Here is a 13423-nt window from a genome sequence, read left to right as displayed (position 1 = left end):
GAGCGTGCCCTCATGCCAACTCATTCCGGTGGAGGTATCGCGTGGTTCAATATGTCGGCGTGCAACATGTGACCAATCTCATTGCGGCGACAGGCCTGCCGGAGTTTCTCGTCGGTCTCGCGGGCTATGTGGAAGAGGACTTCCGCCGCTGGGAGGCGTTTGAAAAGTCTCCCCGCATCGCCAGTCATTCCGCGCATGGCGTGATCGAGCTGATGCCGGCCAGCGACGGCAGTCTCTATGGCTTCAAATATGTGAACGGACATCCCCGCAACACCTATAGCGGCTTGCAGACTGTCACGGCGTTTGGGGTGCTCTCCGATGTTGAGACCGGCTATCCGCAGTTCCTGTCGGAGATGACGATCACCACCGCGCTTCGGACGGCGGTCACCTCCGCCTTGGCCGCGCGCTATCTGGCGCGCGCCGACGCCAAGGTGATGGCGATGATCGGTCTTGGAGCCCAGTCGGAATTCCAGGCCCTCGCCTTCAAGGCGATCCTCGGAATATCGCGGCTGCGGGTGTTCGATATCGACCCGCTGGCGACCGAAAAATTCGTGGCCAATCTCACTGACGAAGGTTTCGAAATCGTCGTCGCCGGCACTTCGCAGGAGGCCGTTCTTGGCGCCGACATCATCACGACGGTGACGGCGGACAAGCAAAAGGCCATCATCCTGTCCGACAACATGGTCGGCGCGGGTGTGCACATCAACGCCGTCGGCGGGGATTGCCCCGGCAAGACCGAATTGCAGCGCGAGCTTCTGTTGCGCGCCGATGTCTTCGTCGAATATCCCGAGCAGACCCGCATCGAAGGAGAGATCCAGCAGATGCCGGCGGATTTCCCCGTGACGGAATTGTGGGAAGTCATGACCGGCAAGAAGCCGGGCCGCACCTCCGAACGGCAGATCACGATCTTCGATTCCGTGGGCTTCGCGACTGAGGATTTCTCCGCTCTGCGCTATCTGCGCGATCAGGTCCAGGGTACGGACTTCTATGCGGATATCGACCTTTTGGCGGAGCCGCGCGATCCGCGCGATCTCTTCGGCTTGTTGCGGCCGCGGCTTCACCAGCATGCCCCAGTCAGGATGAAGGCGCGGGCATGAGCTTCTTCGTCCAGACGCCGCGGAGCGTCGTCATGATCCGTCCGCATCACTTCTCGCCCAACGCCGACACCGCCAAAGACAATGCCTTCCAGTCGGAGGATGCGGCGCGGACGGCAAAGGCGATTGCCGCCGATGCCTATGCCGAGGTCACACAAGCGGCAGCAACGTTGGAGGCTGCGGGCGTCACGGTTCATCTGTTCGAGGACGAAAGCGTCACCTCTCCGGATTCGGTCTTCCCCAACAACTGGTTCTCGACCCATGCCGGCGGCCATGTGGCGATCTATCCGATGTTCTCGCCGAGCCGCCGGAAGGAACGGCGCGCGGACGTCGTCGAGATGCTGAAGCGGAAGTACCGCGTTCAGGACGTGATCGATTATTCGGGGTTGGAATATGACGGTGTCTATCTCGAAGGCACCGGCGCCATGGTTCTCGATCATGCCGAGCGCGTCGCGTACGCGGCCCGCTCGAACCGCTGCAACGACATGTCGCTTGAGCGTTTCTGCACCCATTTCAACTTCGAGCCCATCGTCTTCGATGCGGCGGATGCGGCTGGGCGGCCGATCTATCACACCAACGTGCTGATGTGCATCGGCAGCGAGGTTTGTTTGATCGGGCTCGAAACGATCCAGAATGTTACCCGCCGCAAGGAGATCCGGGAGCGGCTGGAAGGGAGCGGGCGCACCATTGTCGATCTCAGCCACCGGCAGATCGGCGCCTTCACCGGCAACGCCATCGAACTGCAAGGTCGCGACGGGCGCGTTCTGGCGATGTCCACCCGCGCGCTGCGCGCCCTCGACACTCAACAGCGCCAGCTTCTGGAACGGTCGGTGCAAATCGTGGCGCTCGACGTGCCCACCATCGAACTCGCCGGAGGCTCCGTCCGCTGCATGCTCGCCAGTGTGCATCTGTCGCGACGCCCATAGAGGCGCAGCTCCAACAGGCCTTGCAAAACGTTCAAAACTCTCGCTGTTTCCAAACGTACCTTTTTGCTTGTTGATGCGGTGGCGTCCCTGTCGGTTCGGGCAGGTGAATGCAAGACAGTCAAGCGATAGGCTATTCGGGCATGAGATATCTTTCGGTCTTCATTCTCGCATCTATTGTTTTTGCTGCCGCAAGCTTTCCGGCTTTCGCGCATCGGCCTTATTTCACGCACGTCGAGAAGATCCTTCTCCCTAACGGCGAACTTGGAGAGGTGCGGCTTCTGAGCGGCGATGGGATTTTCGGCCCTGATCCGGTTCGCGCGCTGATCCTGGATGCGCAAGGGCGGTTGCTCGCGCGCAGTCCAAAGTCAGTTGTCATGGCACTATCGTGCCAAGCGGGTGGCGGGTGTCTCATTGTCGATCTGCGGACGAACCAGGTGCTTGAACTTGAGCCGTCATCCTTCCGCCAAGGTCCGGCTGTTCCCGGTCTTTCGAGTGAAGACCGCGATGGCTTATGGGATCTGGAGGGCGGGTCGGAGAGCTGGGGGTTCTCCTTGCGAGAAGCCACCGCGCAGGAACGGGCGGAGGCGAACGATGCGATGGCAAGGGGGATGAAAGGCTCCTTGCTCATCATTGCTGGCCTGGGATTTGTCGGGGCGCTCTTCCTGGTGCCTTATGGCCGACGTGGTGAGGGCCGCTCGGCGCAAGTGCGCGCGATATTGGGCGTCGTGAGGTTTACCTTGGGCTTTGTCGCTTTCGGCTTCTTCGCAGCGATATCGCTTTGGCTGATAGTCATTGCAGGGGTGAGCCTGGATCTTGGCTTCTTCGCCCTCGCGTCAGGGGCAACCACTGGGTTGGCAGTTGCTGCGCTGGTCAAAGTACTCAGTGCAAAGCACAACGGACGTAGAGTGCATCAGGCGCGGTAGCGCCCGAACACCACCTGCGTCTCTCCGTAATCCCGCCGCTCGAGTTCCTCGAAGCCTTCGGGCAGCGTGAGGTCCGCGCCTTGTGCTTCTTCCACCACGACCAGCGCGTCCGGTGTCAGCCAGCCGCCCTCAGAGCAGGAGCGGAGTGCTTGGGGGGCGAGGTCCTTGCCGTAGGGCGGGTCGCAGAAGACGACGGAGAAGGGGGCGTTGGGGGCGGCAGCCCCCATGCGGGTGGCGTCGCGGCGGAAGAGGCGGGTCGCGCCTCCTGCGCCTAAGGCTTCCACGTTCTCGCGGATCAGGCCGCGCGCCTCGGCGCCTTCATCGACCAGGAGGACGAAAGCCGCACCGCGCGACAAGGCTTCCAGGCCCATCGCACCAGTGCCGGCGAACAGGTCGAGCACACGCGCACCCTCGAGCGGGTCGTCATAACCATGCTGGAGGATGTTGAAGAGCGCCTCCCGCAGGCGATCGGAAGTCGGGCGGATGCCGTCCGACTTCGGTCCTGCCAGCGAGCGGCCGCGCCAGCGTCCGCCGACGATCCTCACAGGTCAGCCCTCACGGACGACGTCCGCGCGGGCCGCCTTTCGGGCCGCCCTTCGAGCCACCCTTGGGTCCGCCGCTCTTGAAGCCTCCGCCCGGACGGCCTTTCGGGCCGCCGCGCGGCGGACCATCGCCCCGGGGCGGGCCACGGCGCGGACGGTCGTCGCCACCAGCGCGGAACGGCTTGTCACCATCGCGGCTGCGGAAGGGACGATCGCCCTCGGGACGCGGACGGCGCGGGCGGTCGCCTTCGTCGCTGCGCGCGCGGAAGGGACGGTCGCCCTGAGGCTTGCGGGGGCGGTCGCCACCCTCCTCGGAGCGCGCCCGGAACGGCCTGTCACCAGCGGGACGGCGCGGACGGTCATCGTCGCCGCGTGCGCGGAACGGCCGGTCGCCCTGCGGCTTGCGGGGACGCTCCGCACCCTCTTCGGAGCGTGCGCGGAAGGGCTTGTCACCAGCCGGACGACGGGGGCGGTCGCCCTCGTCGCTGCGTGCACGGAACGGCTTGTCGCCGGCCGGACGGCGCGGACGGTCGTCGTCGCGGCGCGGGCGTTCGAATCCGCCTTCGCTGCGTGACGGACGCTCGTCGCGATTCATGCGGCGGTGCGGACGATCCTCACCGCCGGGAGCGGGGCGACTTGCGTCCCGGCGCGGCTTGCGCGCGGGGGCTTCTTCCTTGGGCTCGCTGACCAGGCGTTCGACCAGAACCTTGCGGCCCTCGCTCGACTCGATCGCGCCGACGCGCTGATGCGCACGCTGGCCGGTCGCCACGCGGGCTTCGCGCGGGTCGGCTCCGCGCCGGGGCGCTTTCTTGCGGGCGGGTTCTTCGCCCTCGTCGGCGCGCCAGACGCTGGTTTTCACCTCAAGCCGCGAGGGGCGCTTGCGCGGCTCCTCCTCGTCACGGCCGCGACGCTCGTCGCCACGGGCGCGGAAGGGCATTCCGCCCTCTTCGCGGTGCCGGCGCGGGCGCTCCTCGTCGCGATCCCGCGCGAAGCGGGACGGACGCTCGCCACGGCGTTCCTGACGCTCCTCGTGTTCCGCCTTTTTAGGCGAGCCGAAGGGAGCGATAGGCTCGCGCACCGGGCTTTCGAAATCGACGCCCGCCTCGGCGGCAAGCGCCGCGCCGAGCTGGTCGCGGAGCGTTCTGGTGCGCACTTCCTCGACCATACCGGGCTCGATATCGCCGAGCTGGAACGGGCCGAAGGACAGCCGGATCAGGCGGTTCACCTGCAGGCCGAGATGTTCGAGGATGCGTTTGACCTCGCGGTTCTTGCCCTCGCGCAGGCCGAGCGTGATCCACGCATTGTCACCCTGCACCCGGTCGAGACGGGCCTCGACGGGGCCGTATTCCATCTCGTCGACGGTGACGCCGTCGCGAAGCTTGTCGAGATCGGCCTGGGTCACCTCGCCATGAGCACGCACCTTGTAGCGGCGCAGCCAGCCGGTATCGGGATGAGCGATGACACGGGCAAGGCCGCCGTCATTGGTGAGAAGCAGAAGGCCCTCAGTGTTGATGTCGAGCCGCCCGATTGCCACCACGCGGGGCAGGTCCTCGGGCAGGTTGTCGAACACGGTCGGGCGTCCCTCGGGGTCGCGCGCCGTGGTCACGAGACCACGAGGCTTGTGGAACATCCACAGGCGCGTGCGCTCCTTCACCGGCAACGGTTCGCCGTCCACGGTGATCTCGTCGGCGGCGGTCACATTGATCGCGGGCGATTCCAGCACCTTGCCGTTGAGGGTCACGCGACCTTCCGCGATCATCGCCTCCGCGTCACGGCGCGAGGCGACGCCGGCGCGGGCGATCACCTTGGCGATCCGGTCCTCGGCGGGCTCCTGCGGCTCGACTTGGGCGACGGGGCGCTCTTCGCGGGCGCGTTGCGGGCGATCCTCGCGAGCGCGGTCGAAGCGGCGCGGACGGTCCTCACCGCCACGGCCCCGGAACGGGCGATCCCCGTCCTCCCGCTTGGCGCGGAAGGGACGGTCGCCCTCTTCACGGCGCGGGCGGAACGGCTTGTCGCCTTCTTCACGGCGGGGGCGGAACGGGCGGTCGCCACCTTCGCCACGAGGCTTGAAGGGGCGATCCCCCTCTTCGCGCCGGGCGCGGAAGGGCTTGTCGCCACCTTCGCGGGGACGGCGGGGCCGCTCGTCATTGTCGCGGCTGCGGAATGGCTTGTCGCCACCCTCGCCACGCGGACGGAACGGCTTGTCGCCGACCTTACGCGGGCGCTCGTCACCGGCGCGCGCGCGGAACGGGCGGTCACCATCCTCGCGGGGTTTGCGGAAGGGGGGCCGATCACCGGAAGTGCGGCCGCGGTCGGGGCGTCCCGAAGAACGGCCCTTACGATTATCGTCATTGCTGTCGGTCATGTTGGCCTGATAGCAGAGGAAAGCAACAGAAGCGAGGCCCCACAATAACCCCCATGCACAACGCCGGCTCCAGCAAGTTCGATCCGAAATCCGACCCGATGGCGGTCGCCTTCGACGAGGCCCGGGCGGCGGCCGCGCGCGGCGAGGTGCCGGTCGGGGCGGCCATCGTGAGGGACGGGCGTGTCATCGCCACCGATGGCAACCGCCCACGTGAACTCAACGACCCCTCGGCGCATGCGGAAATGCTCGCCATCCGCCGCGCCTGCGAAGCCCTTCAGGACGAGCGGCTGACCGGCTGCGACCTCTACGTGACGCTCGAGCCCTGCACCATGTGCGCGGCTGCGATCTCGTTCGCTCGCATCCGCCGGGTCTATTTCGCGGCGTATGACCCCAAGGGCGGCGCTGTGGAAAACGGCGTCCGCTTTTTCCAGCAGCCCACCTGCCACCACGCGCCGGAGGTCTATGGCGGGATCCGGGAGAGCGAGGCGGCACAGTTGTTGAAGGCGTTTTTTGCTGACAAGCGCGATGGGACTGCCCCCTCGGTGTCATCCCCGGCTGGAGGCAGCGGAGCTGCTGGGGAGGAAGAGGATCCATAGCTCTAGCGTCTCGTTTATGGATCCCCTTCCCCTCGCTGCGCTCGGCCGGGGATGACAACAGGGATCACGCGTCCAGAAACCCCTGCAACGCCTCCAGCGTCGCGCCCGGCGCTTCCTCTGCTACGAAATGCCCTGACGAGATGCCCACCCCGGAAATCCCGGGCGCGAAGCTTTGCCGCCAGACGTCGAGCGGGTGCTGCCCGTGGCCGATGGGGCCGCTGACGAGGTAGAAGTCACTCCAGATCAGTTGCACCGGGCAATGGATGGTTTTTCCCGCCGCCAGATCCGCGTCGTCCGCCTCGATGTCCCGTGTCGCACCAGCACGGTAATCCTCGCAGAAGGCGTGGATGCGGGAAGGTTCGTTGAACCCCTCCCGGTAGGCGCGCATGGCGCGCGGGTCGAAAGCGGAAAGATCCCCCGCCGCCGACCAGGAGCGCATCAGCCCCTCGAAATAGGGGATCGGATCGCGGCCGATCTCCTCCTCGGGCTTCGGATAGGGTTGTGAGAGATAACCCCAATGGGCGGCAGGGATTTTGCCCGCTTTCATCTGCGCCCAGACATAAAAGGTCGGCAGGATGTCAAGAAGCGCGAGACGCTCCACCCGCCCCGGCTCGTCGAGGGCGAGCCGGTAGCCGACCCGCGCGCCGCGATCATGCCCGGCGATGGCGAAACGCACCGCGCCCAGCGCCTCCATCACCCGAACGACATCCCGCCCCATGGCGCGCTTGGAATAAGTCTCATGTGTGGCATCGCCCTTCGGCGCGGTGGACCAGCCATAGCCACGCAGGTCCATGCACACGACCCGATGTGTCTCGGCGAGTTCAGGCGCGATGCGATGCCACATCACATGGGTCTGCGGAAACCCGTGCAGCAGCGCGAGGGGAGGGCCGTCCCCTTTCGAGCGCGCGAAGATGCGTCCGGCTTCCGTGTCGATCCAGTGGGACTCGAAGCCGGGAAAGAGGTCATCGCTCATGGCGCTTACTCGCGTGTCCGTCAGTTACGTCAACACTTAGCGGAAAGTACGCGTTCGTCAGGCCCCCGTTCGCATCTAGGATTTGCCAGGGGCTCCCTTCTAGCAGTGAGTTGCAAAAATAAATGGCGTGATATAACGGTGCGTATTCATAGAATAGCGAACACTTGCCGTATAGCCTGAACCATTAACCCCTGGAGAATTTCGTGCCCTTCACCCTTAACGTCCAATCCTTTAGCCGGCCGGTCGCCACCGATGTCATTTCCCGGGTTTCTACCACCGCAAGTGGCGGCCAAGCCGAAAACGCTTACGGAGCCGGTGCTCACAGTCCCCAGATCAGCGCTGACGGCCGCTATGTTGTATTCACGAGTCGCGCAGATAATCTCGTCCCGGGCGACACCAACGGTTGGGATGATGTTTTCCGCAAGGATCTCCTGACCGGCGCCATCGTGCGCGTCTCGACGGCCGCGGACGGGGCACAGGCCAACGGCATGGGGGGGTGGGCGCCCCATATCAGCGCGGATGGCCGCTACGTTGTCTTCCAAAGCGACGCCGACAATCTGGTGCCCGACGGCAGTAACCTAACCAATGTCTTTCTGAAGGACGTGCAGACCGGAGCGATTACTTGCATCTCCGCCAAAGAGCGTAACGGCGGAGTCGTTGGCGAAGGGTCTCTCGAGGCGGGAGGGCATATTAGTGCTGACGGGCGCTACGTCATGTTCACATCGGGATCGTCCGATCTCGTGACGGGTGACGACAATGGGAGCCCCGACGTCTTTCGGAAGGACGTGCGGACAGGCACCATGATCCTTGTTTCCAAAGCGGCTGACGGCACCCATGCCAACGGGGTAAGCTATGGAGTCAATCTAAGTGCCGATGGCCGCTATGTCCTGTTTAGGAGCGAGGCGACCAACTTGGTCGCGGGCGACACCAACGACAAGACGGACCTTTTCCGAAAGGATCTGGAGACCGGAGCAATAACCCGCGTCTCCACGGCGGCGAATGGGGCTCAAGCCAACGCCGACAGCGGTGCCTGGGGTGATATCAGCGCCGATGGTCGTTATGTTCTCTTCTCAAGTGACGCCGATAATTTGGTCGCAGGTGACACCAACGGCAAGACGGATATCTTCCGCAAAGATCTCAATACGGGCGAAATCATTCGGGTATCCACGGCCGTCGACGGAACACAAGCGAACGGCGAAAGCGTCGGAATCAGCGTGAGTGCGGATGGTCGATATGCTGTGTTCGAGAGCCAAGCAACCAATCTGGTTGCAGGTGGTACCAACGGCAAGACTCACGTTTTCCGCAAAGATCTCCAGACAGGCGAAGTCACGATCCTTTCGATGAGCGCCGACGGGACGCAAGGCAGCGGTAACAGTTTTGGGGCTGGCATCAGCTCTGACGGACGCTATGTCGTAATCAGCAGCAACGCCGGCAATCTGGTTTCAGGCGATACCAACCGCGATTTTGACGTCTTTCGCGTTGACACCACGCTTCTTCCCTACGGAGCGGCGATCGCTCAAGGGCGCTTCGTTGAGGCAAAACTCGGGGTCGGGAGCGCTTCGAAAGTCAGTGTCGCCTGGGGCGATGGTACGACGGATACGATGACGCCCTCGAGCGGTAGTGCGGCCTTCAGCCATACTTATGCCACGACAGGTGTAAAGTCCGCCTCGGTGACGGTCGTTCAGGGCGCGCAAAGCTGGATCGTTCCTTACAAGATCGATCTCTCTTCCGCCCAGATGACTCGCAACACCTTGCTCGCCGACACACTCAGCGGAGGCACGGGTAAAGATACGCTGAAGGGTGATGACTATGCCAACATCCTCCGAGGCGGACTGGGTAACGACACTTTGACTGGTGGTGCCGGCAAGGATGTCTTCGTCTTCGATACGAAGCCAAACAAAAAAGCCAATCTGGACAAGATCACCGATTTCAAGGTCAAGGACGACTCGATCTGGCTCGACAACGCCGTGTTCAAGAAGCTCGGCAAGGGCACCGAGGATAAGCCCGGCAAGCTCAACAAGGGCTTCTTCACCATTGGCGAAGCCAAGGATAAAAATGATTACCTAGTCTACAACGATAAAACGGGGCGGCTCTCCTACGATGCCGATGGCAACGGTGCGGGCAAGGCGGTGGAGATCGCTATCCTCTCCAAGCATCTCAAGCTGACCGCCGCCGATTTCTTCGTCATCTAGTTGGAATAGCGCGGGGCTGCGCGAACGGCGTCCATCATTTCGATGGAGGGTCGTCGTTGCGTCAGCCCCGCGTCCGCCCCATGACTCGCTTAAGCGGGTGTCTGGGAACGGAGGGTGTAAGCCCGAAGGAAGCCCTTCGTGACGGCGTCTTCTAGGAACGCTGCAAGCATAGCCGAACGAAGGAGATGCTTCAGGTGCCCCCGGAACCGCCCGGAGGAGGGGAGGGCCTTGGCCATCACCCTCGACTGCCACTCCATCCACGCGATGCAGAAAGAGGTGGTGGTGCTGAAGAGCGGTCGCGCGCAATCCGCGCATGATCCATATGGGCTGATAGCGGCAAGTCGCCGGTAGCGGTGGAGTTCGCCACTATCGCCGCGGCTAACAACGACTGGCGCCGACCCGTATTGCTCGCTCGGATCCGGCTTTGTCAGCCCCGCTCGCGCGCCACGGCACGCCAGCCGATATCGCGGCGGCAGAAGCCTTCTGGCCAGTCGATCTTCGACACCGCCTCATAGGCGCGGGCCTGCGCCTCAGCGATGGTGCGGCCCAACGCCGTGACGTTAAGAACGCGCCCGCCATTGGCGAGGATCTTGTCGCCATCCTGCTTCGTGCCCGCGTGGAAGACGATCACGCCCTCCAGGGCTTCGGCCTTGTCGATGCCCCGGATCTCGGAGCCCTTTTCGACCGTGCCCGGATAACCCTTCGCCGCCATGACGACGGTCAGCGCGGCCTCGTTCGTCCATTGCAGGGAAATGTTGTTCAATACCCCGTCGCAGGCGGCAAGGAGCGCGGTGACGAGGTCGGATTTGAGGCGCGGCAGCAGCACCTGGGTCTCCGGATCGCCGAAGCGGGCATTGTATTCGATGAGCTGCGGTCCGTCCTTGGTGAGCATAAGCCCCGCGTAGAGAACCCCGGTATAGGGCGTGCCGCGCGCGCGCATTCCGGCGAGCGTCGGCTCGATGATCTCGCGCATGGCGCGGGCTTGCAGTTCCGGCGTCAGCACGGCCGCGGGAGAATAAGCGCCCATGCCGCCCGTGTTCGGGCCTTCATCGCCATCGAAGACGCGCTTGTGGTCCTGCGCCGTGCCGAGCGGGATCGCGGTGGTGCCGTCGCACAGCGCAAAGAAGCTCGCCTCCTCGCCCTCTAGAAAAGCCTCGATCACCACTTCGGCCCCGGCCGCTCCGAGGCCGCCGCCGATCATCATCTCGATGGCGGCGTCCGCCTCCTCCAGCGAGGTTGCAACCACGACGCCCTTGCCGGCGGCGAGGCCATCGGCCTTCACCACGATGGGCGCGCCATGTTCGCGGATATAGGCCTTGGCGGCCTGTGCATCCGTGAAGCGCCGATAGGCGGCAGTGGGGATGTCGAATTCGGCGCAGAGGTCCTTCGTGAAGGCTTTCGAGCCTTCAAGTTGTGCTGCCGCCTTGCTCGGCCCGAAAGCCTTGATTCCGGCAGCTCTGAGATCGTCCACCAACCCGGCGACGAGGGGCGCTTCGGGCCCGACGACCACGAAATCGACGTTTTCCGCCCGGCAGAAGGCGATCAACGCTGCGTGGTCGGTGACGTCGAGGGGGACATTTGTCCCATGCTGGGCGGTGCCGGGATTGCCGGGGGCGATCAAAAGGCGGTCGCACAGGGCGCTGGCCGACAGGCTCCAGGCAAGAGCATGCTCGCGTCCGCCAGAGCCAATGAGAAGAATGTTCATGCCGCCACGCCTCCTGTGATCCAGCGCTCTTAACGGCTCAAGTGGCCTTCGCCTACCCCGGATGCGCGACATCGCGCGGATTGGCGCGAGGGCAGGAGGCCGGAGGGCAGGAGACTTGGGGCGTCGCCCTCCCGGCGAGGCTTGGGAGGGCGCGCGGGCTGATCTCAGATGACGAAGAACTCGGCGGCGGTCATCTTCAGCCCCTTCTTCAGGCTGGCGATTTCCACGGCCTTTCCGCCGCCGCTTCCATCGGCGTCGTAGTAGAGGATGCCTTTTTTCGAGTCGTAGATCAGGTAGTCGTCCTTGTCCTTCGCCTTGTCGCCGATTGTGAAGAAGTTTTTGTTCAGCTTGCCCGGGGCCGCCGCCGTGCCCTTGCCGAGCTTCTTGAACACCGCGTTGTCGAGCCAGATCGAGTCGTCCTTCACGACGTAATCGGTGATCTTGTCGAAATTGGCTTTTTTGCTCGGCTTGGTGTCGAAGACGAACACATCATTGCCCGCACCACCGGTCAGCACGTCGCTGCCGAGCCCGCCGAAGAGCGTGTCGTTGCCGACGCCCCCGCCTAGCGTGTCGTTGCCCGCGCCGCCGACGATCTTGTCGTTGTCGGCGCTGCCGAGGGTCGATTCCGGCGAGACATCGGTCACGGCGATGGTGAGCACCTTCTCGAAAGACATGCCGCCCTGGTCGGTCGTCTTGACCTTGATCTGATGAGACTGCGCCTGCTCGAAATCGAGCTTCACGCCGTTCTTCACCCAGATCTTGCCGCCGCGAAGCTCGAAGCGGCCGCCGGCATCGTCGAGAAGCGTGAAGCTGTGAACGCTGCCGGCGTCATCGGTGGCGGAGAGTGCGCCGACCTCTGTGCCGTCGGATGCCAGTTCCTGAATTGACGCGCGGCTCAGCGAAATGTCCGTCGGCGCACGGTTCGGAATGGTCTCGTCCACGTCGTTGACCGCGATCGTGACCTCCTTCGTGACCGAAAGGCCGCCGTGGTCGGTGACCGTGATCTTGATCGTGTGAGACTTCGCAGTTTCGTAGTCGAGAACCTGGCCGGCCTTCAGCCGGAGCTGATTGCCGACGATCTCGAATTTTCCGCTTACGTCTTCCGCGAGCGCGAAGGTGAAAGTCTCGCCCGGATCGGGGTCGTTTCCGGTGAGCGTCGCGATGAGGCCGGTCGTGCCTTCATTGACCGCCGTTCGCGAGAGCGTCACGCCCGTCGGATCGTGGTTCGGTACGGTCTCATCCACATCGGTGACGACGACGGTGAAGGTCTTGATTTGAGTAGCGCCCTTCGAATCCGTCACCAGAACACTGATGTCATGGGATTGGCCGTCGGCGGCCTCATAGTCGAGTAGATGGCCGTTCGCGACGCGGATCTGTGTCCCGACGAGCTTGAAGCGCCCGCCCGCGTTGTCGAGGAGCGTATAGCTTACCGCGTCGCCGTCGGGGTCGACCGCGCTGAGCGTGCCGACGAGCGTGTTCGTCACAGAGTTCTCGGCGACGACGAGCGTACCGCCCGGGCCGGTCCCGGTCAGTGTCATCTCCGGAACCTCGTTCACGTCGCGAATGACGATCGTGATGGTTTGCGCAGCGCTGTAGCTCTTGCCGTCCGATGCGACGATCTTGAGCGTGTAGAACTTCCCGCCTTCGGGAAGAGTCTCGTAGTCAATCGTCGCGCCGGGCGCGAGCTTGATCTGCTTGGTGAGGCTGTCGATGACGAACAGGCCGCCCGCATCGCCGCCGGGAGCGAACGAATAGGTCAGGTCGTCGCTATCCTGATCCGTGGCGTCAAGGATGCCGATGAACGTGTTGTGGTTGGAATTCTCGTCGAGCCACGCCACCGTGCCGCCATTGACCGTGACCTTGGTCGGAGCATGATTCAATCCAGTCTCCACCACGTCCTTCACCTGGATCGTGACCTCCTGGATGACCGTGAGCCCGCCGTGATCCTTCACCGCGATCTTGATGACATGCGACTTCGCGGTCTCGTAATCGAGGTGCTGCCCGGCCTTCAGCCTGAGTTCGCTGCCGATGATCTCGAACTTGCCGCTCGGGTCATCCGCGAGGGTGAAGGTGAAGGTGTCGCCCGCATCCGGATCGGTGCCGGTCA

General features: G+C 64.0%; 11 protein-coding genes. 6 read left to right on the top strand and 5 right to left on the bottom strand.

What is annotated here, in order from left to right:
• Positions 1 to 41: 41 nt before the first annotated feature.
• From I2H38_RS16215 to I2H38_RS16205, 3 genes are all read left to right on the top strand, one after another.
• Positions 42 to 1097 carry an ornithine cyclodeaminase gene (locus I2H38_RS16215; RefSeq protein WP_196272915.1) on the top strand — a complete coding sequence of 352 codons (1056 nt, stop codon included), beginning with the start codon at positions 42 to 44 and terminating at the stop codon, positions 1095 to 1097.
• A complete protein-coding gene (gene ctlX / locus I2H38_RS16210; protein WP_196272914.1) occupies positions 1094 to 2020 on the top strand; it encodes a citrulline utilization hydrolase CtlX in 927 nt (308 codons plus the stop codon). Before I2H38_RS16215 ends, ctlX begins: the two co-directional genes overlap by 4 nt.
• A gap of 140 nt (positions 2021 to 2160) precedes the next feature.
• The gene (locus I2H38_RS16205; protein ID WP_196272913.1) at positions 2161 to 2943 is read left to right on the top strand and encodes a hypothetical protein; all 783 of its coding nucleotides are present in this window, start codon (positions 2161 to 2163) and stop codon (positions 2941 to 2943) included.
• Here I2H38_RS16205 and rsmD read toward each other — a convergent pair.
• Both rsmD and I2H38_RS16195 read right to left on the bottom strand, forming a co-directional pair.
• Entirely contained in the window at positions 2931 to 3488 is a 558-nt protein-coding gene (gene rsmD / locus I2H38_RS16200; RefSeq protein WP_196272912.1) for a 16S rRNA (guanine(966)-N(2))-methyltransferase RsmD, read from the bottom strand. The two genes, I2H38_RS16205 and rsmD, sit on opposite strands and share 13 nt — an antisense overlap.
• 10 nt (positions 3489 to 3498) lie before the next feature.
• Entirely contained in the window at positions 3499 to 5850 is a 2352-nt protein-coding gene (locus I2H38_RS16195; RefSeq protein ID WP_196272911.1) for a pseudouridine synthase, read from the bottom strand.
• 53 nt (positions 5851 to 5903) lie between these two features.
• Here I2H38_RS16195 and I2H38_RS16190 point away from each other — a divergent pair, with 53 nt between their 5' ends.
• The gene (locus I2H38_RS16190) at positions 5904 to 6446 is read left to right on the top strand and encodes a nucleoside deaminase (protein WP_229426753.1); all 543 of its coding nucleotides are present in this window, start codon (positions 5904 to 5906) and stop codon (positions 6444 to 6446) included.
• Between the two features lie 64 nt (positions 6447 to 6510).
• Here I2H38_RS16190 and I2H38_RS16185 read toward each other — a convergent pair whose 3' ends face one another.
• Entirely contained in the window at positions 6511 to 7419 is a 909-nt protein-coding gene (locus tag I2H38_RS16185; RefSeq protein WP_196272910.1) for an alpha/beta hydrolase, read from the bottom strand.
• Between the two features lie 203 nt (positions 7420 to 7622).
• Between I2H38_RS16185 and I2H38_RS21425 the strand changes: the two genes are divergently transcribed.
• Complete coding sequence (locus tag I2H38_RS21425) at positions 7623 to 9611, top strand: hypothetical protein (protein WP_324617419.1); 1989 nt, start codon at positions 7623 to 7625, stop codon at positions 9609 to 9611.
• 138 nt (positions 9612 to 9749) lie between these two features.
• On the top strand, positions 9750 to 9962 hold the full coding sequence (locus tag I2H38_RS21525) for a hexameric tyrosine-coordinated heme protein (protein WP_407664096.1): 213 nt from the start codon (positions 9750 to 9752) through the stop codon (positions 9960 to 9962).
• A gap of 76 nt (positions 9963 to 10038) precedes the next feature.
• Here the strand turns inward: I2H38_RS21525 and purD are convergent, their stop codons facing one another.
• Positions 10039 to 11316 (bottom strand): phosphoribosylamine--glycine ligase, encoded by a 1278-nt coding sequence (gene purD / locus I2H38_RS16170; protein WP_196272908.1) that lies wholly within the window; start codon positions 11314 to 11316, stop codon positions 10039 to 10041.
• A 164-nt stretch (positions 11317 to 11480) separates the two neighbouring features.
• Positions 11481 to 13423: cadherin domain-containing protein (locus I2H38_RS21275; RefSeq protein WP_196272907.1), on the bottom strand; the 1943-nt coding region annotated here is incomplete at its 5' end.

It is taken from the genome of Microvirga alba, assembly GCF_015694465.1.
GTDB lineage: Bacteria > Pseudomonadota > Alphaproteobacteria > Rhizobiales > Beijerinckiaceae > Microvirga > Microvirga alba.
This window is presented reverse-complemented; position numbering and strand designations above follow the sequence as displayed.